The organism is Polaromonas sp. P4_F4 (assembly GCF_056401355.1).
The window spans coordinates 26,668-47,957 of the sequence record NZ_JBFUJO010000023.1; the positions used below are offsets into that span (position 1 = coordinate 26,668).

Consider the following 21,290-nt stretch of genomic DNA (forward strand, 5'->3'; position numbering starts at 1 on the left):
CCGCGATCAATTCAATAGTCGATTAGAGCCGTACATATTCGCTTGGCAGCAACTACCGTGAAGATTACTCGCCCAGGTAAGCCGCCCGTACCCGCGGATCGCTGAGCAGCTGCTTGGCATCGCCGTTCATGGTGACATTGCCCGACTCCATCACATAGCCGCGGTTGGCAATGCCCAGCGCACGGCTGGCATTCTGCTCCACGAGCAGGATGGTCACGCCGCGCGCCGACACGTCGCGCACCACCTCAAAAATCTTGTCCACCATGATGGGCGACAGACCCATGGACGGCTCGTCGAGCAGCAGCACCTTGGGACGGCTCATCAACGCACGGCCCATGGCCAGCATCTGCTGCTCGCCGCCGGACAGGGTGCCGGCCAGCTGGTCTTTACGCTCGCGCAGACGCGGGAACAGTGCAAACATCTTTTCGATGTCTTCGGCAATGCCTGCCTTGTCGCTGCGGATGTAGGCGCCCATCTGCAGGTTTTCGGTGATGGTCATGCGGGCGAACACGCCGCGGCCCTCGGGCACCATGGCCAGGCCTTCTTTCACCAGGTCCCAGGCGCCCCGGCCCTTGATGCTTCTGCCCAGGTACTGAATGTCACCATCGAGCATCGGCAAGGTGCCGGTGATGGCTTTCATGGTGGTGGTTTTGCCTGCGCCGTTGGAACCGATCAGGGTGACGAGTTCGCCCTCATTGACTTCAAAGTCAACGCCCTTGACCGCCTGGATGCCGCCGTAAGCCACCTTGAGCCCGGTCACTTTAAGAAGTGTGTTTGCCATGTTCTTGCTTCCTTCAATGACCTGTGCCCAGATAGGCGGTGATCACTTTTTCATCTTTTTGCACATCTGCGGGCGCGCCTTCGGCAATCTGCTTGCCATAGTCGAGTACGGTCACCCGGTCACACAGGCCCATGACCAGCTTCACGTCATGCTCGATCAGCAGGATGGTGCGGTTGTCCTTGCGGATCCGGTCGATCAGCTCGCGCAGCTGTACTTTCTCTGTCGCATTCATGCCGGCTGCCGGCTCGTCGAGCGCAATCAGCTGCGGGTCGGTGGCCAGCGCCCGCGCGATCTCCAGGCGCCGCTGGTCGCCATAGCTCAGGGTTCGCGCCTTGAAGTTGGCGTATTTGCCAATGCCCACATAGTCCAGCAGTTCCTGGGACCGTTTGGCGATGGCAGCCTCTTCATGCTTGAAACCCGGGGTGCGAAACACCGCGCCCAGCAAGCCGGATTTGGTCCGGATATGGCGACCCACCATCACATTCTCCAGTGCCGTCATGTCGGCAAACAGGCGGATGTTCTGGAAGGTTCGGGCAATGCCGGCCTTGGCCACCTCGTGCACCGCTGTGGGTGTGTAGGGCTTTCCGGCCAGCTCGAACGAGCCGCTGTCGGGTGTGTACAGGCCGGTCAGCACATTGAAGAAGGTGGTCTTGCCGGCACCGTTGGGGCCGATCAGGCCGTACACCTGGCCGCGCTTGATGTGGATGCCGACGTCGCTCAGGGCCTGCAGGCCGCCAAAGCGCTTGGAAACACCGGCCACTTTAAGAATGGTATCGCTCATGTCCATTCTCCTTAGCTTTTAACGGATTCGACCAGCGGCTTGGCGTGCTCTGGCGAGGGCCAGAGACCGCGCGGACGCATCAGCATGACGACGATCATGGCCAGCGCAATCAGCAACTGGCGCAGGATGGCAGAGTCCAGCCGGCCATCGGTCATGGCCTGCAGCGGACCGGCCACATGGCGCAACACCTCAGGCAAGGCGGCCAGCAGCAGGGCGCCCAGAATCACGCCGGGCAAATGGCCGATGCCGCCCAGCACCACCATGGCGACGATCATGATCGACTCCATCAGACTGAACGATTCGGGGGAGACAAAGCCCTGGAAGGCGGCAAACATCGAGCCCGACACACCACCAAAGGTAGCACCCATGCCGAAGGCCAGCAGTTTCATGTTGCGGGTGTTGATGCCCATGGCTTTGGCTGCAATTTCGTCCTCGCGAATCGCCATCCAGGCGCGGCCAATGCGCGAATTTTCCAGCCGGTGGCAAATGACGACCGAGACGAGCACCAGCGCGAGAAAGAGGTAGTAGTACATCGACACGGAGTTGACCGCGATGCCGAGGAATTCATGCTGCTTGCCCAGGTCGAAGCCAAAAAACTTCATCGAATCAATCTGGTTGATGCCTTTGGGGCCATTGGTCAGGTTGATGGGGCGGTCCAGGTTGTTCAGGAACACCCGGATGATTTCACCAAAGCCCAAGGTCACGATGGCCAGGTAGTCACCACGCAGTTTGAGCGTGGGCGCGCCCAGCACCACCCCGAAAAACCCCGCCAAGGCGGCAGCCGCCGGGATAGCGGCCCAGATGGGCAGGTGCAAGCCTTCGGGGAAGGCTGCGGCAATCGCAGGAAACGCCTCCGCCAGATGCGGCGAACCGAGCAGCGCAAACAGGTAGGCACCGAGCGCAAAGAAGGCCACATAGCCGAGATCCAGCAGGCCGGCAAAGCCGACCACAATGTTCAGGCCAAGGGCCAGCAGCACATAGAGCAGCGCCGTATCGACAATGCGCACCCAGGCGTTACCGCCCTGCTGCAACAGCAGGGGCAACACCAGCAGCGCGATGGCGACAATAAAAAAAGTGACCAGTTTGTTGGGTTTCATCAGAATTCTCCTTAGCCAGCGCGGGATCAGGCTCTGTCGGCCACACGTTCACCCAGCAAGCCGGAAGGCCGCAGCGTGAGCACAAAAATCAGCACGATAAAAGCAAAAATGTCGGAATACTGGCTGCCCAGCACGCCACCCGTCAGCGGGCCGATGTAGCCCGCACCGATGGATTCAATCAGCCCCAGCAAAATGCCGCCCAGCACGGCGCCACCCAGGTTGCCAATGCCGCCAAACACGGCTGCCGTAAAGGCCTTGAGACCGGGCAAAAAGCCCATGGTGTGCTGCACCGTGCCGTAGTTGGAGGCGTACATCACGCCCGCCAGCGCCGCCAGGATGGCACCGATGATGAAGGTGGCGGAAATCACGGTATCGGGCCGCACGCCCATCAGCGCCGCCACACGCGGGTTCTCGGCGGTAGCGCGCATGGCACGACCCAGGCGGGTGTAATGCACCAGCCACATCAGCACCGAGAGGGAAACCGCCGTGGCCCCCAGAATGAACAGCTGGGTCACGGTGATCACGGCGCCGCCCACCTGGAAGGGCTCGGTCGGCAAGAGGGTTGGGTAGGGTTTGTAGTTGGGCTTCCAGATCATCATGGCCAGCGTCTGCAGCAGCAGCGACATGCCAATGGCGGTGATCAGCGGGGCCAGCTTGGGCGAATTGCGCAGCGGCCGGTAGGCGATTTTTTCAATCGCGAAATTCAGCGCACCGCACACCACAAAGGCGATCAGCAGCGAAATCAGCAAGATCAGCCAGCCCGGTGTGCCCGGCATGGCCTCCTGCATCCAGCGGATGATGGTCCAGCTGGTGAGCGCACCCACCATCAATACCTCACCATGCGCAAAGTTGATCAGGTTGATGATGCCGTAGACCATGGTGTAGCCCAGGGCAATCAGGGCATACATGCTACCCAGCACCAGACCGTTGATGATCTGCTGAAGCAATACTTCCATAACTCACTCTCCCGTTTGATTGAACTTGCCAACTCTGCCTCTTGCCAACAATGGCCGCGAACCAATGGGATCACCACGGGATCGCGCGAGCTAACAAAAAGCCCGCCTATCAAAACCAGGTGACTGGGTTGGGTGGCGAGCTAATCCGCAAATTGTAGCGACGGGTTATTAGCGAGAATCGGGCCAACAGGCCAGTTTTTGCGGGGTTTACCCTTGAGAAAGTTGGTTTGTATCGCCAAACCCGGCTTTATCAGCCGGTTTTGTTTTTTATTAGTTTTTCTGATTGTTCTTCAGTTTCAACTCATTCAACTTATCAGCAATCCTGATTTCCAGCCCCCGGTTGACGGGCCGGTACCAGTCGGGCGCGCGCAGCCCATCGGGGAAATAATTCTCGCCGGCAGCAAAACCGTCTTCTTCATCATGGGCGTAGCGGTAGTCTTTCCCGTAATCGAGGTCTTTCATGAGCTTGGTCGGCGCATTGCGCAAATGCAGCGGCACGGGACGGGTTCCATCCTTGCGGATAAAGGCTTTGGCTTCGTTGAATGCCTTGTAAACGGCATTGGACTTGGGCGCCACCGCCAGGTAGATCACGCACTGCGCCAAAGCGAGTTCCCCCTCGGGTGACCCCAGGCGTTCATAGACCTCGGCGGCATCCAGCGCCAGCCTGAGGGCGCGCGGGTCGGCCAGACCGATGTCTTCGCTGGCCATGCGGACCAGCCGGCGCGCCATGTAACGCGGTTCGGCACCACCATCGAGCATGCGCATGAACCAGTAGAGTGCAGCGTCAGGGTCGGAACCCCGCACGGATTTGTGCAGCGCCGAGATGGTGTCGTAAAACTGCTCGCCGCCCTTGTCATAACGGCGCAGGCGTTCGCCCAACACTTTCAGCAGCCAGGCACCTGTCACAGCGGTGATTTTCTCGCTGCGCGCCGCCACGCCAAGGGACTCCAGCGTATTGAGCAGCCGCCGCGCGTCGCCGTCGGCATAAGCCACCAGCCGCTCCACCGCATCATCCGCTATGCTCTCAATCGCTGGAAGTGCCCGTTCTTCAAGGACCTTGGCGACGATTTTCTTGAGGTCGGCCTCGACGAGGGGCTGCAGCACGTAAACCACCGCGCGCGACAGCAGGGCCGAATTCACCTCGAACGAGGGGTTTTCCGTGGTGGCGCCAATAAAGGTGAAAAGGCCGCTTTCCACATGCGGCAAAAAGGCGTCCTGCTGGCTCTTGTTGAAACGGTGCACCTCGTCGACAAAAACAATGGTGCGGCGGCCACCCTGACCCTGCCAGATGCTCGCCTGCTCCACCGCTTCGCGAATATCCTTGACACCGCCGAGCACGGCGGAGATGGTGATGAAATGCGCATCGAAACTGCTGGCCATCAGCCGGGCGAGCGTGGTTTTACCCACACCCGGCGGCCCCCACAGGATGCAGCTGTGCGGCTCGCCGGATTCAAAGGCAATGCGCAGCGGCATGCCCTCGCCCAGCAGATGCTGCTGCCCGATGACTTCCCCCAGGCTCTTCGGACGGAGTCGTTCCGCCAACGGCGCTTGCACTTGTGTGTCTGCCTTGGAAACCATCTGGTTAATGCGTGACGCGCCTGGCCATCACGGCTACTGACGGATCACGTCGGCGCCGGCTGGCGGCTTGAACTGAAAGCTGGCCGGACTCAGCACGGGATTGATCTCGAATTGGCTGAAAGTCATGACCGACTTCTGCCCGAAGCTGTCCAGGATTTCCAGCGCCGCGAGCTCGCTCCCCTTGTCCGTGGACCTGAATCCCACCTGGATGCTTTGAAGCTGGCCTTCGCGGGTCTTCGGCACGGCCTGCACCCATTGCAGCCCGCCTTTTTCGGGCAGCGGTGTCAAACTGAAATCCGCCTCCAGGCCTTTGAGGTCGGCCGCGGCAGCCACCACGGCGGCCGGCGTGCCGTTCAGCACCTGCGCCAGCTTGCGGGACGTGACCTGGTTCAGGTCCACATCGTGCAGCCACAGCGTCTGGCCGTCGGCGACGATGCTTTGCTCAAATGGCTTTTTGTAGATGAACTTGAAGCGGTTGGGCCGCAGGAACTCAAAGCTGCCACTGGAGGTCTTGGTCTTGGCCGTTTGCCCGTCCTTGGCCGGACTGGTCACCACCTGGGTGAAGCTGGCGCGCCCGCTCTTCGTGGCCTTGATGAAATTTTCCAGGCTATCAAGGCCGGCCGTGCTTGTGGTTTGAGCGCCTGCAGCCGTGGAAACCACGGCGAACAGGGTGATCAGGACTGCCGAAGCAACCCGCACCACGCCCGGCCAGAGCCTGCCCGGACGGGTGTCAATGAAAGTGTGGTTCATCATGATGTGCGATTCAGGATTATCGGGTGCGGTGAGGGACACGCGTTAAGCAGGTGCGGCAGGTGAAGGGGTTTGTGGAGAAAGGATTTGAGATATCGAGGTTTTTGGGCATTGCCGTGGTATTGCCGTAGGACTCCGGCTGAACCCATAGGTTGCCTCAAGAATGTATCGGCCAGGTAAATCCCGGCCTGCCGTCATTCAGCCCGGGCCGGCACCAGAATTTCGCGCTGGCCGCTGCCCGACATGGCGCTGACCAGTCCGGAATTTTCCATTTCCTCGAGCATGCGCGCCGCGCGGTTGTAGCCGATTTTCAGGTGGCGCTGCACCAGGGAGATGGAGGCCTTGCGGTTCTTCAGCACGATTTCCACCGCCTGGTCATACATCGGGTCCTTGTCGCCGCCGGCTTCTCCGCCCTCGCCCAGCAAGTCGCCACCGTCGCCATCGACCGTACCGCCTTCGAGGACGCCGTCAATGTAGTTGGGCTCGCCCTGCTGCTTGAGGTAGGCCACCACACGGTGCACTTCGTCGTCGCTGACAAACGCGCCGTGCACACGAATCGGAAAACCCGTGCCGCTGGGCATGTAGAGCATGTCACCCATACCCAGCAGGGCTTCGGCGCCCATCTGGTCAAGAATGGTGCGGCTGTCGATCTTGCTGCTCACCTGGAAGGACAGGCGGGTGGGAATGTTGGCCTTGATTAGGCCGGTGATCACGTCCACACTGGGGCGTTGCGTGGCCAGCACCAGGTGGATGCCGGCAGCGCGGGCTTTCTGGGCCAGGCGGGCAATCAGTTCCTCGATCTTCTTGCCCACCACCATCATCAGGTCGGCCAGCTCGTCAATCACCACGACGATGTAGGGCAGGCGCTCCAGCGGCTCGGGCTGATCAGGGGTAAGGCTGAAGGGGTTGTAGATGAAGTCGCCGCGCGCCTTGGCTTCGTCGATCTTGCCGTTGTAGCCGGCCAGGTTGCGCACGCCCAGCTTGCTCATCAGCTTGTAGCGCTTTTCCATTTCGGCCACGCACCAGTTCAGGCCATGTGCCGCCTGGCGCATGTCGGTCACCACGGGGGCCAGCAGGTGCGGAATGCCTTCGTAGACACTCATCTCCAGCATCTTCGGGTCGATCAGCAACAGGCGTACATCACGCGCGTCGGCCTTGTAGAGCAGGCTCAGGATCATCGCGTTGATGCCCACCGACTTGCCCGAACCGGTGGTGCCAGCGACCAGGCAATGCGGCATCTTCGCCAGGTCGGCCACCACGGCATTGCCGCCGATGTCCTTGCCCAGTCCAATCGTGAGCATGGATTTCGCTTCGTTATAGACCTGGGAGCCCAGAATCTCGCTGAGCTTGATCGACTGGCGCTTGGCATTGGGCAACTCGAGCGCCATGTAGTTTTTGCCCGGAATGGTCTCGATCACGCGGATGGATATGAGGCTCAGGGCGCGCGCCAGGTCCTTGGCCAGGTTGACGACCTGCGAGCCCTTCACGCCGGTTGCCGGCTCGATTTCATAGCGGGTAATGACCGGGCCGGGCGCCGCGGCCACCACGCGCACCTCCACGCCGAAGTCCTTGAGCTTTTTCTCGATCAGGCGCGAGGTCATTTCCAGGGTTTCGGGAGCCACGGTCTCCTGCCGCGTCAGCGCGCCGTCGAGCAGGTCGACCTGCGGCAGTTTGGAGTCGGGCATCTCGCTGAACAGCGGTTTTTGCCGCTCCTTGGCAACGCGCTCGCTCTTCGGAATATCGGGCCGCGTCGGCTCGATCAGCACAGGCACCGGATGGTGCTCCTCGATTTCGATGCGCTCGTCGATCAGCGTTTCTTCACGCTCGCGCGCCGCCAGTTTGCCGAAGGCCAGATCCTGTGCGATTTCGCGTTTTTCGCGGCGCGAATCGATCAGGTTGTCAATCCACGCGCCAATCCGCAAGGCTACATGCGCCCATGAGAAGCCAAATACGACAGACACCGCAATGACACCCAGAGCAATAAAAACGAGGCCCGAGCCGGCAAAGCCCAGCCATTTGACGCCCAGCGTGCCGACCAGATAACCGAGCACGCCGCCCGCATGCCCAGGCAACCGGAATTCAAAACGGTACAGCCGCGACCATTCCAGCGCGGCGCTGACCATCAACAGCAGCAGCAGACCCACCCAGAACCTGATGCGGTCCGCCTGCTGGGAGGCGGCGGATGYCAGAGGCTCCCCACGCAACCAGCGCGCCAGTGAAGACAGCCAGACGCGGACACCCGCGGCCAGCGTCCACCAGACGGAAAACCCAAGCAGGAAGTAACTCGCATCGGCCAGCCACGCACCCAGACGCCCGCCCCAGTTGCGGGCGGCTGCGGACACGCCGCTGGCAGCATCTGCCGTGCCCGAGGTCGACCAGGCGGCATCCTGCGGTGAATAGCTCAGCAGCGCAGCCAGCCAGAAGATCAAGCCCAGCAAGCCCAGAATCAGGCTGACTTCATGGGCGAAACGTTTGATGCCGCCGGGCACGCCGGCGGCAGGGGATGTTCTGGAGTTCAGGGTATCAAGTGAGTATGTCATGGACCGGCTCAGAGCTTACCGCAGTTGGCAAGCACTTCGGTGAAGAGCGGACGCGCAAAGAAGACAGCGAGGTGGCGTCAACCCAGCGAATGAAGGCGGTCCCTCACCAGGAGCGAGCTGTCAGCGCGGGTTTCAATGAATCCGCGCTCTTCCAGGTCCTTCATCACCCGGCTGACCATCTCGCGCGAGGCGCCGACCATCTTGGCCAGATCCTGGCGCGAGACCTTGTCGCGAATCACGGCATTGCCTTCGGCGTCCTTGGTGGCAAATTCCAGCAGCGCCCGGGCCACACGGCCGTAGACGTCCATCAGGGCCAGGGATTCAATTTTGCGGTCCGCATGACGCAGGCGCTGCACCAGCCCCCGGAGCACCGCATAGGTCATGGAGCTGTTCTCGGGAAGGCAACGCGCAAACTCCTGCTGACCGAGTATCAAGGCATCGGTCTGGATCTCCGCACGCACGGTGGCTGAATGGGGCTCGTTGTCAATCAGGCTCATCTCGCCCACATAGTCACCGGGGTGCATGGTGGCCAGAATGACCTCGCGGCCGCGGGTGTCGGTGGTGATGACACGCGCACGGCCCGTGAGGATGATGGACAGGGCATTTGATTTTTTTCCCTGCTCCACAATGGCTTCGCCACGCTTGAAACGGCGCTTCACCACCCCGTCGGCCACGGACTCGGCCTGATTGGCTGTCAGCATCGAAAAAAGAGGTACCCGGCGAATCAATTCCAGGTTTGACACCATCGTCGTCATATCAACTCTCTCCCAACCTTGCGGCGACGGCGAATCGCGCGAGTTCTTACAATGGCCTTAACGTGCAAAAAACAAATACAGTCAAGGTTTTACCTGCTGCTGCATTTGCTCCGCACGACTCTACCTGAGTTCTAACACTTTCCCAATCGCTTTTTCACCATGAAACATTCCAAAGTCCTTATCCTCGGCTCAGGCCCTGCGGGTTATACCGCTGCGGTGTATGCAGCGCGCGCCAACCTCGACCCCGTACTGATCACCGGTATTGCGCAGGGGGGGCAGCTGATGACCACCACCGACGTGGACAACTGGCCGGCCGATGCGCAGGGCGTGCAGGGGCCGGATCTCATGCAGCGCTTTCTCGAGCATGCCGAGCGCTTCAAGACCGAAATAATATTCGACCACATCAACCAGGTCGATTTCAGCAAGCGCCCTTTCACGCTGACGGGCGACAGCGGCACCTACACCTGCGACACACTGATCATTGCCACCGGTGCGTCGGCCAAATACCTCGGGCTTGAATCCGAAACGGCGTTCATGGGCCGCGGCGTTTCCGGCTGCGCCACCTGCGACGGCTTCTTCTACCGCAACCAGGATGTCTGCGTGGTGGGCGGCGGCAATACGGCCGTGGAAGAGGCGTTGTACCTGTCCAACATTGCCAGCAAGGTCACGCTGGTGCATCGCCGCGACAAATTCAAGGCCGAGGCCATCCTGATCGACAAACTGCATGAGAAAGTAGCCGCCGGCAAGATTGACCTCCGGCTACACCATACCCTGGACAAGGTGCTCGGGGACGCCTCGGGCGTGACCGGCGTGCGGCTCAGAAGCACGCAGCATGACGCGACGCAAGACCTGGAACTCAAGGGTTGTTTCATCGCCATCGGCCATCAGCCCAACACTGAGATTTTTGCCGGGCAGCTGGAAATGAAAGACGGCTACATCATCACCAAAACCGGTTTGCAGGGTTTTGCCACCATGACCAGCGTGCCGGGTGTGTTCGCGGCCGGAGACGTGCAGGACCATGTTTACCGCCAGGCCATCACCAGTGCGGGCACCGGCTGCATGGCGGCGCTGGATGCCCAGCGCTTCCTGGAACAAAGCAGCTGATTCAGAGCCGCAGGACTGCGGTTCAGCCATACGGTCGACCACACGTTCGACCACCTTGTTGCCTGTTTTTGCCATCCACACGGCAGCGGTGAAGGTCGGTTTTGTGGAAAGCCGATTTTCAGGCTATAATTTAAGGCTTAGCTGCGCATCCGCAGGGCATCCCCCCTTCGAGGCCAGCATCCGATTTCTAATTTTTTACGGAGAGTGCTCATGGCACGCGTCTGTCAGGTAACGGGCAAAGGCCCGATGGTGGGAAACAATGTTTCTCACGCCAACAACAAAACCAAGCGCCGGTTTATGCCTAACCTGCAATACCGTCGCTTCTGGGTCGAGAGCGAAAACCGCTGGGTGCGCCTGCGCATCACCAGCGCCGGTCTGCGCTTGATTGATAAAAAAGGCATCGATGCCATCCTCGTGGACCTTCGTGCCCGCGGTGAAGTCTAAGGAGAAACACCATGGCTAAAGGCGCACGCGAAAAAATCAAGCTGGAATCCACTGCCGGCACCGGTCATTTCTATACGACGACCAAAAACAAGAAAACCACGCCCGACAAAATGCTGATCATGAAATTTGATCCCAAGGCACGCAAACACGTGGAATACAAGGAAATCAAACTGAAGTAATTCAGCTTGACTCCCTGCAGCGCTCCATGCGCTGCCCAAAAACCCGCTGCATCACAGCGGGTTTTTTTATGCCCGAGCGATTCCAGTCCCCTGTTCGCCCTCCTCTCCTTGCCGCGCCCATCATCGGCCCGCCAGGGAGTCAATGAGGTCGATGATCGCACTCTGACCCCCCTCACCCTCACACGCCCCCCGCCACCTCAAGAACTGACAGCCAAGGGTAGGCACAGCTGGCATTGGGCTTCACTGGACTCATTTCATTACCCATTACCCTCTCCTTGCGGTGCCAGGGACGACGGAACCCAGGGGGGGGGAAGAGACGGCCATGAAAAAGCCGCCTGAGCAAAACATCGCTGAGGCGGCTTGGCGCAACGAAACGGGGTCAGTCCGTTTCGTCTTAAGGATCAGATCAGGTGCGGGCGGCCCGGAGTTTCATTGAAAACTCGCGAAGCGCGGCAATACCGCTTTCCTCGGCACGGTGGCACCAGGCCTGCAGGTCGGTAGCCAGTTGCTCACGCGAGGCGGAAGTGCTCAACCACATCTGGCGCAGCTCTTCACGCATGGTGACCATCTTGTCGAGCACAGGATGCTCGGCGCGGACCTGGGCAAGCTGCGGCTTGGCCGCTGCAGGCACCTTGTCATCATCACGGTGTAGCCAGCGATTGGCCGCGCGCAGTACCGACACGTCCGCCTTCCTGGCTTTCAGGACTTCAATTTCGGCCTTGCCTGCACGGCGCAATTCGCGCGCAAATCCGGCCATCACTTCGTAGCGATGGGCAATCAGGGCTTCGAGTGTTTTCTCGTCTGCGACAGGCTGGATCGCGCCCAGCTGAAGCTTGGGCGGCACTTTCTTCACGGAAGCCAGGCCGACCTTTTCCAGGGCGCGGATATACACCCAGCCGATGTCGAACTCGTAGGGCTTGACCGAGAACTTGGCCGACGTGGGATAGGTGTGATGGTTGTTGTGCAACTCTTCGCCGCCAATCATGATGCCCCAGGGCGAAATGTTGGTGCTGGCGTCAGGCGCTTCAAAATTGCGGTAACCCCAGTAGTGGCCAATACCATTGATGATGCCGGCCGCCGTCACGGGAATCCAGGCCATCTGGACCGCCCACACGGCAAGACCGGCGACACCAAACAGCGCCAGGTTCAGGATCATCATCAGGCCGACACCCTGCCAGCTGTAGCGCGTGTAGACGTTGCGCTCCAGCCAGTCATTGGGGGTGCCATGACCAAACTTGGTCAGGGTTTCCTTGTTTTTGGTTTCCGCGCGGTAGAGCTCGGCACCCTTCCAGAACACGGTCTCGATGCCGTGCGCCTGGGGGCTGTGCGGATCTTCCATCGTTTCGCATTTGGCGTGGTGCTTGCGGTGCACAGACACCCATTCCTTGGTGACCTGGCCCGTACCCAGCCAGAGCCAGAAGCGGAAGAAATGCGCCGGAAGGGCGTGCAGATCCATGGCGCGGTGCGCCTGATGGCGGTGCAGATAAATCGTCACGCTGGCAATCGTGATGTGCGTTGTCACCAGGGTGTACAACACAATTTGCCACCAGCTGGCAGCTACCAATCCATGAGCCAGCCAGTCGATGGCGGCATCAAAAAAGATCATAAAAGTCCTTTAAACAATCTGCACCAGCCGCTCACCATCTCTGGCTTGTCTCCAGTGGCTGCACCAGACAACCTATTATTGTAATGGGAGAGCCTCAAAACACCAAGTCCTCTGTAAGGACCCCAAAATCGCCAGAAGCTCCCAAAATCCGGGATAAATCTGTAACTTTGGTCTATTCTCCCGCAATTTCCGCCAAAAATATCACAACTTTTGCCATACGGCGGCGAAAAAGCCATCCGTTTGATGCAGGTAGGGCCAGAGCCGGAGATGGGGACCCCTGCACAGTTTTTCGGCCCCTTCTACCCCCAGATGGGTCAACAAGGGGGCAGCTTCAAGGACGTTGAACTCTTTATTGGCGGCGCTAAAGGCCTCGGCAATCGCCTCATTTTCCTCGCGCAAAATGCTGCAGGTGGCATAAACCAGGCGTCCGCCAGGCTTGAGAAGACGTGCGGCGCTCTGCAAAATCGCGGTTTGCTTGGCCGACAGCTCCTCGATGGCCTTGGGGTTCTGCCGCCATTTGAGGTCGGGATTGCGCCGCAGGGTGCCCAGACCCGAGCACGGCGCATCCACCAGCACCCGGTCTATCTTGCCGGCCAGGCGTTTGATGCGGTCATCGCGTTCATGGGCGATGGCCACGGGATGGACGTTGGACAGGCCGCTGCGCGCCAGCCGCGGCTTGAGTGCATCCAGCCGGTGCCCCGAGGTGTCAAAGGCATAGAGGCGCCCGGTGTTGCGCATCGAGGCCCCGATGGCCAGCGTCTTGCCACCCGCACCGGCACAAAAATCAACCACCATCTCGCCGCGCTTCGCATCAAGCAGCAGGGCCAGCAACTGCGAGCCCTCATCCTGCACTTCAATTGCGCCCCGCGTGAAGGCGTCCAGCTTGCCCAGCTGCGGCTTGTCCACCAGGCGCAAGCCCCATGGGGAATACGGCGTGGCTACTGTTTTAATAGCATGCTTGCCCAGTTCCTTTTGGATCTCAGCCCGTTTTTCCTTCAGGGTGTTGACCCGCAAATCCAGCCCTGCCGGGGCATTGAGGCTTTCGACGAGCGGCCAGAAGTCATCACCCAGCTGCGCCTTGAGCGGCTCCACCAGCCACTGCGGCAGGTTATGGCGGTGCAGCTCCATCAGGTCTGCAGGCTTCACCTGATCGCAGCGCCCCAGCCAGTCTTTTTCCTGGTCGGTCAGCGCACCCAGAAGAAAATCGCGGCCAGCGGGGGCATGTGCCCCCACGCTTTTCACGTCGTGTAATGCGCTGCCCCCCGAGGGGGCTGTTTTGCCTTGGGACGGCCCGGCGGCAAAACCCAGGATGGCCAGACGCCGCTCCGGCGGGCCGCTGCCGTGCTGGGCAAGATAGGCATAGAGGTTCTTTTTGCGCAGCACACCATAAATCGTTTCCGCCACGGTGGCGCGCTCGCGCGGGCCGAGGCGCATCTCGCGAAAATAGCGCGACACGACCATGTCGGCGGGGTGTTCAAATTTGAGGACCTGCTTGAGAAGCTCGGAACAACTATCGAGTAAGGCTTTAGGATGCATAGCCCTCCATTGTCCCACTGCACCCCGCAAACCCACCCAACGGGCTTTTTGAACCTTTTGAACCATGTCCGACCACTTGCCGCCGCTCATTGAAACACCGCCTGGCCTCTACCGGCATTACAAGGGCATGCTCTATGAAGTGGTGGGTACCGTGCGCCACAGCGAGAGCCTGGAGCCCATGACCCTGTACCGTGCACTCTATGGTGAAAAAGGCCTGTGGGTACGCCCGGCGATCATGTTCAATGAAGACGTGGTGATCGACGGCATTCGACAGCCGCGCTTCGCGCGGCAACCCGCCTGAGGCAGCAATCACCGCCGTCGCCGATAATCGTGGGTTATGTCTGAATCCACCGAAATCGCAAAGCAGGTCAAGCGCCGCCGCACGTTTGCCATCATTTCCCACCCCGACGCCGGCAAGACCACGCTGACCGAGAAGCTGTTGCTGTTTTCCGGTGCGATCCAGATCGCCGGCAGCGTCAAGGCCCGCAAGGCCGCGCGCCATGCCACCTCGGACTGGATGGAGATTGAAAAGCAGCGCGGCATCTCGGTGGCCAGCTCGGTCATGCAGATGGAGTACCGCGACTGCGTGATCAACCTGCTCGACACCCCCGGCCACCAGGACTTTTCGGAAGACACCTACCGCGTGTTGACGGCTGTCGATGCCGCGCTGATGGTGATTGACGCGGCCAATGGCGTGGAGCCGCAGACGCGCCGCCTGCTGCAGGTCTGCCGCGCCCGCAACACGCCCATCCTCACTTTTGTGAACAAGATGGACCGCGAGGTGCAGGACCCGATGAGCGTGATGGACGAGATCGAGCGCGAGCTCGGCATGGCGGTGGTGCCTTTCACCTGGCCGGTGGGCATGGGCAAACTCTTTCACGGCGTTTATGACCGGCGTGAAGACCGCATGCGCGTCTTCAGCCCGGGTGAAGAAAAAGCGGGCGGCGACGATGAGATCCTGGCCGGCCTGGACAACGCGGAAGCCGCGAAACGCTTTGGCGCCGAATACAAACAGGCACAGGACGAGATTGAGCTGGTCGCCGGCGCCTCGCACGAATTTGACCGTGCCCAGTTCCTCAGCGGCAAACAGACGCCCATGTTCTTCGGCTCGGCCATCAACAACTTTGGTGTGCAGGAGGTGCTGGACGCGCTGGTGGATCTGGCCCCCGCCCCCGCAGAGCGCGAAGCCATCCAGCGCGTGGTGCAGCCTGACGAAAAGAAATTCTCCGGCGTGGTGTTCAAGATCCAGGCCAACATGGACCCGGCCCACCGCGACCGCATTGCGTTTTTGCGCGTGGCCAGCGGCGAGTTCACGCGCGGCATGCGCCTGAAGGTGGTGCGCAGCGGCAAGGAGCTGCGGCCCAACACGGTGGTGAGCTTCATGAGCCAGCGCAGGGAATTGCTCGATACTGCTTTCGCAGGTGACATCATCGGTATTCCCAACCACGGCGTGCTGCAGTTGGGCGACACGCTCACCGAAGGCGAAGCGCTGCAATTCACCGGCCTGCCCTTCTTCGCGCCCGAGATGTTCCGCTCCGTCGAAGTGGCCGATCCACTGCGCAGCAAGCAGCTGCGTGCCGGCCTCACGCAGTTGGGTGAAGAAGGTGCGATCCAGGTGTTCCGGCCCATTGCCGGCTCCGTGCTGTTGCTGGGCGCCGTCGGCCAGCTGCAGTTTGAAGTGGTGGCACACCGCCTGGAACATGAGTACGGCGTCAAGGCCCGCATCATGGGTAGCAACTTCAACCTGGCACGCTGGGTCACCAGCGACGACGCCAACGAGTTGAAAAAATTCATGGATGCCAACGCGCACCGTGTCGCGCTCGATGCCGTGGATGCCCCCACCCTGCTGGTGGACCACAGCGCAACCTTGCGCGCAGTCGAGCAGCAGTGGCCCAAGATCCGGTTCCATGCGCTGCGCGAGCATGCCGGACTGGTGTTTCAGTCAAAGATGTAAATCGTTCACTAGCCTCGTTCGCTGCCCGCTCACTGGCCGTGCGGCCAGTTTTGCCGCATTTGCACACCCGGTCGACTTGCAGCCGGCGGCCCCGCATCTCCGGCTGGCTCAAGCCGGGTTGCCATCCCGTGCGGATTGAAAACAAAATTTATTATCTTTTGAAGATAACAAACAATCATTCCTTTTATCCATTGCCACACCCAGAATCCATATCTTCCAGGGACGTGCAGAGACGGTAGTCAATCCATGATCTAGCCGCCGGCAACGTTTTTATGTTGAACCGAAAGGGATTACATGGACAGCGGCAAATGGAATCAAGGACGGCGCAAGCTCATTCGCGCAGGACTGGTGCTGGGGATGGCAATGTGCACGTCATGGGCGTTCGCGGCCTACCCTGACAAGCCCATCAAGCTCATCGTTCCTTACCCTCCCGGTGGCGCGACAGATGTCATTGGCCGCATCCTGGCCCTGAAGCTGGGTGAATCCCTTGGCCAGCAGGTGATCGTGGATAACCGGGGTGGTGCTGGAGGCAATCTTGGCGCCGAAGCAGCAGCCAAATCGGCGCCCGATGGCTATACCCTGCTGATGGGTGCCTTGACATCCCACTCAACCATGGCCACCCTTGAGAAAGGAAAACTTCGTTACGACATCATCAAGGACTTCACCCCACTGATGGTGGTCGGATCCGTCCCCCTTGTCCTGGTCGTTAACCCGCAACTTCCCGTCAAAAACCTGCAGGAGTTGATCACTTATGCGAAGACGAATCCGGACAAGCTGTCTTACGCCTCTTCCGGCGCAGGTGCACCGCAACGGATGGCGGCGGAAATTTTTCGCAAGGAGGCATCGGTCGGCATGCTGCACATTCCATACAAGGGCAGTGGTCCTGCGATGACCGACCTGGTCGGCGGCCAGGTGAACCTGATGTTCGAAACTGTGCCGGCCGCGCAGCCCTTCATCAAAAGCGGGCAACTGCGGGCTCTGGCCGTCACGACACCCACGCGCATCTCGATGTTGCCTGAAAGTCCGACGACGGCAGAAGCCGGCCTGCCTGCGCTTGAGGTGAGCTCCACATTCGGTGTACTGGCTCCCGCCGGCACGCCGGCCGCCATCGTGGACCAACTAAATGCAGCGCTGGCCAAAATCGTCCAATCGCCGGAGGTCAAGGAGCAATTCCTGCGCCAGGGCGTGTATGCCCTGCCGCCCACCACGCCGGCAAAAGCTGCGGAGCGCCTGCGCAGCGAAGTGTCTCGCTGGGAAAAAGTCATCAAGGAAACCAACATCAAGGCAGACGACTGAGTCGTCGGCCACCAGATATTTTCAAACACCCTCATGACCATGACATCAAGCGACACATCCAAAAACCATTCCGAAGAAACAGGCATGAAAAAAGGCCTGACCAGCTACGGCGACAAGGGCTTCTCGCTCTTTCTTCGAAAGGCTTTCATCAAGGGGGCGGGCTATACCGATACGGCGCTGGACCGGCCTGTGATCGGCATTGCCAATACCGGCAGCGCGTACAACCCGTGCCATGGCAATGCTCCCCAGCTCATTGAGGCCGTCAAGCGCGGTGTCATGCTGGCGGGCGGGCTGCCCATGGACTTCCCCACGATTTCCATTCACGAGAGCTTCTCGGCGCCGACCAGCATGTACCTGCGCAACCTGATGTCTATGGATACGGAGGAGATGGTCCGGGCCCAACCGATGGATGCGGTGGTGCTGATTGGCGGCTGCGACAAGACGGTTCCGGCGCAACTGATGGGCGCGGCATCGGCGGGCATTCCGGCCATCCAGTTGATCACGGGCTCCATGCTGACCGGCTCCCACCGGGGCGAGCGTGTCGGCGCGTGTACCGACTGCCGCCGCTATTGGGGCAAGTTCCGCGCCGGCGAGATCGATGCCGAGGAAACAACGGACGTCAACAACCAGCTGGTAGCCAGCGTAGGCACCTGCTCGGTGATGGGGACCGCCAGCACCATGGCATGCATTGCCGAGGCCCTGGGCATGACGGTTCCGGGCGGCGCATCGCCTCCGGCTGTCACGGCCGACCGCATCCGGATCGCGGAGGAGACCGGTGCGCGGGCCGTGCAAATGGCACGCGATGGACTGACCATCGACAAAATCCTGACACCCGCGGCTTTCGAAAATGCCATGCGGGTGCTGCTGTCCATCGGCGGGTCCACCAACGGCATCGTGCACCTGGCAGCGATTGCGGGTCGCGTCGGCCTGGAAATTGACATGCAGGCGCTGGATCGCATGGGGCGCGAAACTCTGGTCCTGCTGGACCTCAAACCCTCCGGCCAGCACTACATGGAAGACTTCCACAAGGCAGGCGGCATGGCCACGCTATTCAGGGCGCTCAAGCCCCTGCTGCACCTGGATGCATTGACGGTGACGGGACGCACCCTGGGTGAGGAAATTGAATTGGCCGGACCAGGTTTTGCGCAGGATGTGGTTCGCCCCATCGACAACCCGATCTACCCGCAGGGAGGAATCGCCGTGCTGCGCGGCAACCTGGCGCCGGGCTGCGCCATCATCAAGCAATCCGCGGCCGACCCCAAGCTGATGGAGCATGAGGGGCGCGCCGTCGTGTTCGAGAACGCGGAGGATCTGGTCAACCGCATCGACCGCGACGACCTGGATGTCATGGCAGACGACGTGCTGGTGCTCAAGAACATTGGCCCCAAAGGAGCGCCAGGCATGCCCGAGGCTGGCTACATTCCCATTCCGCTCAAACTGGCGCGTGCCGGCGTGAAGGACATGGTCAGGATTTCGGACGGCCGGATGAGCGGCACCGCCTTCGGCACCATCGTGCTGCATGTGACGCCGGAATCCGCCGTGGGTGGGCCACTGGCGCAGGTGCGCAGCGGAGACCGCATTCGGCTCAGCGTGCGCAACCGGGAGATCAGCCTGCTGGTATCCGATGAAGAACTCGCCCGACGGATGCGCGAGAACGTGGTGAGCGAGCCGACCGCCGAGCGGGGCTATCGCAAGCTGTTCCTGCAGACCGTCACGCAAGCCGACAAGGGCGTCGATTTTGACTTTCTGAGGGCCGCAAAGATCACCGGAAAGACGCCTCGCTCCTGACATGCAGGCTATCGTCAAAATCGGGATCTTTGCCGGAGAGCTTCAGCAGACCATTGACCGGGAATTCCAGTGCCATGGGCCTGAGGACATTGCGCGAAACGATGGGCTGCGCCAGTCCATCCGCGGACTGATCACCCGGAGCAACTACCAGGTGCCCCTGGCGCTGCTGGAGTTGCTCCCGGCCCTGCAGGTCATCTCAACCTGCGGCGTAGGCTACGACGGCATCCCCGTGGCGTATGCCCAGGCAAGAGGGATCGCCGTCACCCACACGCCAGGCGTGCTGGATGACGCGGTCTGCGAATTAGGCGTGGGTTTGCTCCTGAGCCTGCTACGCGACATCCCCGCTTCAGACCGCTTTGTGCGTGAGGGGCGATGGTCAGATGGCGCTTATGCACTCACCACCAGCCTGGCCGGAAAGGCCGTTGGCATCGTCGGCCTGGGCCGCATTGGCCGGGGCATCGCAGCAAGGTTGCAGCCATTCGGTGTGACACTGGCTTATTCCGGGTCCAGAAAAATCGACGTTCCGTATCGCCATGTCCAGAGCGTGCTGGCACTGGCCGGCGAATGCAACATTCTCATCGTCTGCTGCAAGGGTGGAAGCGAGACCCGGCATTTGGTCAATGCGGAAGTTCTGCAAGCCCTTGGACCGGCTGGCTACCTCGTCAACATCGCGCGCGGCAGCGTCGTCGACGAAGAGGCATTGGTCCATGCGTTGACGACGGGTGGCATTCGCGCCGCGGCACTGGATGTGTTCGAGGACGAACCGCTGCGCAATTCTGCGCTGACGTCGCTGCCCAATGTGCTTTTGTCGCCCCACGCCGGATCGGCCACCCGGGAAGCGCGGACGGCCATGTTGCGCCTGACGCTGGACAACCTCCATGCCGTCCTGAACGGGCAGCCAGCGCTGTCGCCCACGCCCCGCATCGGCTAGCCCGCCTCAGCGATTTGTTTCTTCCGGCGGCTGCTTGCTGCCGGCTTGATGGTCTGGCTGGGCGCCTGCTGTGGGACCGGCCTGGCAAACACCGCTTCCGCCTCGGCCAGAAATGCGCGAGCCAATGAGGCGCGTGGACCATGCTCGCCCCAGATCAGCCCGACGTGCCGGACCGGTGGGCGCTCCGGCAAGGGAATGCGGGCGATGGCCAGACCCGATTGCCACAGCGGTGCCCAATCGGGCAGCAGGGCCACACCCAGGCCTTGCGCCACCAGGGCGGCGATCGCCATGAGGCCGTCAATCTCAAGACGCTGCCTGGGCCGGATACTTTGGTCGCGCAAATACCGATCGGCCAGTTGCCCTCCGAGGACCGACCGGTCATAGCGGATGAATGGCTCAGATCGCAACAGTTCGTGGGCCTCATGACCGGCCAGTTCAGCGGGCGCCACGACCACCAGAGGCTCCGCCACAAGCGAACGCCATGCGCAACTTTTGGCCACGGCAAATTGAGGTTCTACAACAATCGCGGCATCAATGGCACCAGTGCTGACCTGCCGGCACAACTCCACCGAGGACCCCGTGGCCACGAAGACATTGAGGTCCGGGTACCTGGCATAGAGTCGCTTGAGCACCGGCGGAAGCACGCTGGTCATGGCCGACGCGAACACGCCCAGCCGCAATTCGCCCAACGCAATCCCGTCGCCTGCCACCACGCGCAGATCGCGTATGTCACGCAGCACTGAGCGGGAAGGCTCCAGGATTTTCACGCCCGCCTCGGTCGGCTTGACGGATCGCCCGGCGCGCTTGATGAGCGCCACACCCAGCGCCTCCTCCAGTGCATGAACACGCGCCGCGATGGCGGCAGGCGTCAAGTCCAGCCGTCTGGCGGCTTCCGCCAGCGAGCCGACTTCCACGACGGTGACAAAGCTTTGCAGGTAGCGGACATCCATGATTTCACCTTGGGGAAACGCTGCTCGGAAAGTTAAAAATTTTATCGTATGAACACATGGAAAGCCTGTTTTATTTGCCAGTGTGTGCAAGGAAACTCTGGGTACGAAAGAAGGCGGCCCGGAGATGCAGGTGTGTGGCGGCATCCACATCCAGGGGGTTGCCGATTTCAACTTCGTCGTGGGCCCAAGGCGCCCTTGAACCGCTTGAACCGCTTTAACCACTTGAATTTCTTGAATCGATCCCCTCTTCCCGTCATTCCATTT

At 60.9% G+C, this 21,290-nt stretch carries 19 protein-coding genes; 8 read left to right on the forward strand and 11 right to left on the reverse strand.

Annotated elements, in window-relative coordinates; genetic code table 11:
* Window positions 1–64 precede the first annotated feature (64 nt).
* The 8 genes from AC1DUR_RS20385 to AC1DUR_RS20420 form a co-directional block, all read right to left on the reverse strand.
* Window positions 65–781 (reverse strand): ABC transporter ATP-binding protein, encoded by a 717-nt coding sequence (locus AC1DUR_RS20385; protein ID WP_477720464.1) that lies wholly within the window; start codon window positions 779–781, stop codon window positions 65–67.
* Between the two features lie 13 nt (window positions 782–794).
* Window positions 795–1,562 (reverse strand): ABC transporter ATP-binding protein, encoded by a 768-nt coding sequence (locus AC1DUR_RS20390; RefSeq protein WP_305640435.1) that lies wholly within the window; start codon window positions 1,560–1,562, stop codon window positions 795–797.
* Window positions 1,563–1,573: 11 nt separating this feature from the next.
* A complete protein-coding gene (locus tag AC1DUR_RS20395; protein ID WP_477720465.1) occupies window positions 1,574–2,659 on the reverse strand; it encodes an ABC transporter permease subunit in 1,086 nt (361 codons plus the stop codon).
* A 26-nt stretch (window positions 2,660–2,685) separates the two neighbouring features.
* Window positions 2,686–3,615: a branched-chain amino acid ABC transporter permease gene (locus AC1DUR_RS20400; RefSeq protein ID WP_477720466.1), complete on the reverse strand. Its 930-nt coding sequence runs from the start codon at window positions 3,613–3,615 to the stop codon at window positions 2,686–2,688.
* Window positions 3,616–3,885: 270 nt separating this feature from the next.
* Window positions 3,886–5,193: a replication-associated recombination protein A gene (locus AC1DUR_RS20405; RefSeq protein ID WP_477720467.1), complete on the reverse strand. Its 1,308-nt coding sequence runs from the start codon at window positions 5,191–5,193 to the stop codon at window positions 3,886–3,888.
* A 33-nt stretch (window positions 5,194–5,226) separates the two neighbouring features.
* Window positions 5,227–5,943: an outer membrane lipoprotein periplasmic chaperone LolA gene (gene lolA / locus AC1DUR_RS20410; RefSeq protein ID WP_477720521.1), complete on the reverse strand. Its 717-nt coding sequence runs from the start codon at window positions 5,941–5,943 to the stop codon at window positions 5,227–5,229.
* Between the two features lie 194 nt (window positions 5,944–6,137).
* Window positions 6,138–8,483 carry a DNA translocase FtsK gene (locus tag AC1DUR_RS20415; RefSeq protein WP_477722073.1) on the reverse strand — a complete coding sequence of 782 codons (2,346 nt, stop codon included), beginning with the start codon at window positions 8,481–8,483 and terminating at the stop codon, window positions 6,138–6,140.
* 77 nt (window positions 8,484–8,560) lie between these two features.
* Window positions 8,561–9,238: a Crp/Fnr family transcriptional regulator gene (locus tag AC1DUR_RS20420; RefSeq protein WP_477720469.1), complete on the reverse strand. Its 678-nt coding sequence runs from the start codon at window positions 9,236–9,238 to the stop codon at window positions 8,561–8,563.
* 159 nt (window positions 9,239–9,397) lie between these two features.
* Here AC1DUR_RS20420 and trxB point away from each other — a divergent pair, with 159 nt between their 5' ends.
* The 3 genes from trxB to rpmG all read left to right on the forward strand — a co-directional run bounded on the left by trxB (window position 9,398) and on the right by rpmG (window position 10,965).
* Window positions 9,398–10,342 (forward strand): thioredoxin-disulfide reductase, encoded by a 945-nt coding sequence (gene trxB / locus AC1DUR_RS20425; protein WP_477720470.1) that lies wholly within the window; start codon window positions 9,398–9,400, stop codon window positions 10,340–10,342.
* 210 nt (window positions 10,343–10,552) lie between these two features.
* Entirely contained in the window at window positions 10,553–10,786 is a 234-nt protein-coding gene (gene rpmB / locus AC1DUR_RS20430; RefSeq protein WP_477720471.1) for a 50S ribosomal protein L28, read from the forward strand.
* A gap of 11 nt (window positions 10,787–10,797) precedes the next feature.
* Window positions 10,798–10,965: a 50S ribosomal protein L33 gene (gene rpmG, locus AC1DUR_RS20435; RefSeq protein ID WP_007863188.1), complete on the forward strand. Its 168-nt coding sequence runs from the start codon at window positions 10,798–10,800 to the stop codon at window positions 10,963–10,965.
* A gap of 406 nt (window positions 10,966–11,371) precedes the next feature.
* Here the strand turns inward: rpmG and AC1DUR_RS20440 are convergent, their stop codons facing one another.
* Together AC1DUR_RS20440 and AC1DUR_RS20445 are read right to left on the reverse strand one after the other, a co-directional pair.
* Window positions 11,372–12,571 carry a DesA family fatty acid desaturase gene (locus AC1DUR_RS20440; RefSeq protein ID WP_477720472.1) on the reverse strand — a complete coding sequence of 400 codons (1,200 nt, stop codon included), beginning with the start codon at window positions 12,569–12,571 and terminating at the stop codon, window positions 11,372–11,374.
* A 201-nt stretch (window positions 12,572–12,772) separates the two neighbouring features.
* Entirely contained in the window at window positions 12,773–14,107 is a 1,335-nt protein-coding gene (locus AC1DUR_RS20445; RefSeq protein ID WP_477720473.1) for an RsmB/NOP family class I SAM-dependent RNA methyltransferase, read from the reverse strand.
* A 64-nt stretch (window positions 14,108–14,171) separates the two neighbouring features.
* On the opposite strand from AC1DUR_RS20445, the gene AC1DUR_RS20450 reads away from it, so the two are divergent.
* The 5 genes from AC1DUR_RS20450 to AC1DUR_RS20470 all read left to right on the forward strand — a co-directional run bounded on the left by AC1DUR_RS20450 (window position 14,172) and on the right by AC1DUR_RS20470 (window position 20,076).
* Complete coding sequence (locus AC1DUR_RS20450) at window positions 14,172–14,408, forward strand: DUF1653 domain-containing protein (protein WP_477720474.1); 237 nt, start codon at window positions 14,172–14,174, stop codon at window positions 14,406–14,408.
* A gap of 36 nt (window positions 14,409–14,444) precedes the next feature.
* On the forward strand, window positions 14,445–16,061 hold the full coding sequence (locus AC1DUR_RS20455; RefSeq protein ID WP_477720475.1) for a peptide chain release factor 3: 1,617 nt from the start codon (window positions 14,445–14,447) through the stop codon (window positions 16,059–16,061).
* Window positions 16,062–16,424: 363 nt separating this feature from the next.
* On the forward strand, window positions 16,425–17,357 hold the full coding sequence (locus AC1DUR_RS20460) for a tripartite tricarboxylate transporter substrate binding protein (protein ID WP_477722076.1): 933 nt from the start codon (window positions 16,425–16,427) through the stop codon (window positions 17,355–17,357).
* Between the two features lie 33 nt (window positions 17,358–17,390).
* Window positions 17,391–19,145 carry an IlvD/Edd family dehydratase gene (locus AC1DUR_RS20465; protein WP_477720476.1) on the forward strand — a complete coding sequence of 585 codons (1,755 nt, stop codon included), beginning with the start codon at window positions 17,391–17,393 and terminating at the stop codon, window positions 19,143–19,145.
* 1 nt (window position 19,146) lies between these two features.
* The gene (locus AC1DUR_RS20470; RefSeq protein ID WP_477720477.1) at window positions 19,147–20,076 is read left to right on the forward strand and encodes a 2-hydroxyacid dehydrogenase; all 930 of its coding nucleotides are present in this window, start codon (window positions 19,147–19,149) and stop codon (window positions 20,074–20,076) included.
* Here AC1DUR_RS20470 and AC1DUR_RS20475 read toward each other — a convergent pair.
* Entirely contained in the window at window positions 20,073–21,026 is a 954-nt protein-coding gene (locus AC1DUR_RS20475) for a LysR family transcriptional regulator (RefSeq protein WP_477720478.1), read from the reverse strand. The genes AC1DUR_RS20470 and AC1DUR_RS20475 overlap by 4 nt on opposite strands.
* Window positions 21,027–21,290 lie beyond the last annotated feature (264 nt).

Bases quoted from the DNA above. Each gene is read 5' to 3' on its own strand.
- AC1DUR_RS20385 (WP_477720464.1), bottom strand. From the start codon at position 781: ATGGCAAACACACTTCTTAAAGTGACCGGGCTCAAGGTGGCTTACGGC.
- AC1DUR_RS20390 (WP_305640435.1), bottom strand. From the start codon at position 1,562: ATGAGCGATACCATTCTTAAAGTGGCCGGTGTTTCCAAGCGCTTTGGC.
- AC1DUR_RS20395 (WP_477720465.1), bottom strand. From the start codon at position 2,659: ATGAAACCCAACAAACTGGTCACTTTTTTTATTGTCGCCATCGCGCTG.
- AC1DUR_RS20400 (WP_477720466.1), bottom strand. From the start codon at position 3,615: ATGGAAGTATTGCTTCAGCAGATCATCAACGGTCTGGTGCTGGGTAGC.
- AC1DUR_RS20405 (WP_477720467.1), bottom strand. From the start codon at position 5,193: ATGGTTTCCAAGGCAGACACACAAGTGCAAGCGCCGTTGGCGGAACGA.
- lolA (WP_477720521.1), bottom strand. From the start codon at position 5,943: ATGAACCACACTTTCATTGACACCCGTCCGGGCAGGCTCTGGCCGGGC.
- AC1DUR_RS20420 (WP_477720469.1), bottom strand. From the start codon at position 9,238: ATGACGACGATGGTGTCAAACCTGGAATTGATTCGCCGGGTACCTCTT.
- trxB (WP_477720470.1), top strand. From the start codon at position 9,398: ATGAAACATTCCAAAGTCCTTATCCTCGGCTCAGGCCCTGCGGGTTAT.
- rpmB (WP_477720471.1), top strand. From the start codon at position 10,553: ATGGCACGCGTCTGTCAGGTAACGGGCAAAGGCCCGATGGTGGGAAAC.
- rpmG (WP_007863188.1), top strand. From the start codon at position 10,798: ATGGCTAAAGGCGCACGCGAAAAAATCAAGCTGGAATCCACTGCCGGC.
- AC1DUR_RS20440 (WP_477720472.1), bottom strand. From the start codon at position 12,571: ATGATCTTTTTTGATGCCGCCATCGACTGGCTGGCTCATGGATTGGTA.
- AC1DUR_RS20445 (WP_477720473.1), bottom strand. From the start codon at position 14,107: ATGCATCCTAAAGCCTTACTCGATAGTTGTTCCGAGCTTCTCAAGCAG.
- AC1DUR_RS20450 (WP_477720474.1), top strand. From the start codon at position 14,172: ATGTCCGACCACTTGCCGCCGCTCATTGAAACACCGCCTGGCCTCTAC.
- AC1DUR_RS20455 (WP_477720475.1), top strand. From the start codon at position 14,445: ATGTCTGAATCCACCGAAATCGCAAAGCAGGTCAAGCGCCGCCGCACG.
- AC1DUR_RS20460 (WP_477722076.1), top strand. From the start codon at position 16,425: ATGTGCACGTCATGGGCGTTCGCGGCCTACCCTGACAAGCCCATCAAG.
- AC1DUR_RS20465 (WP_477720476.1), top strand. From the start codon at position 17,391: ATGACCATGACATCAAGCGACACATCCAAAAACCATTCCGAAGAAACA.
- AC1DUR_RS20470 (WP_477720477.1), top strand. From the start codon at position 19,147: ATGCAGGCTATCGTCAAAATCGGGATCTTTGCCGGAGAGCTTCAGCAG.
- AC1DUR_RS20475 (WP_477720478.1), bottom strand. From the start codon at position 21,026: ATGGATGTCCGCTACCTGCAAAGCTTTGTCACCGTCGTGGAAGTCGGC.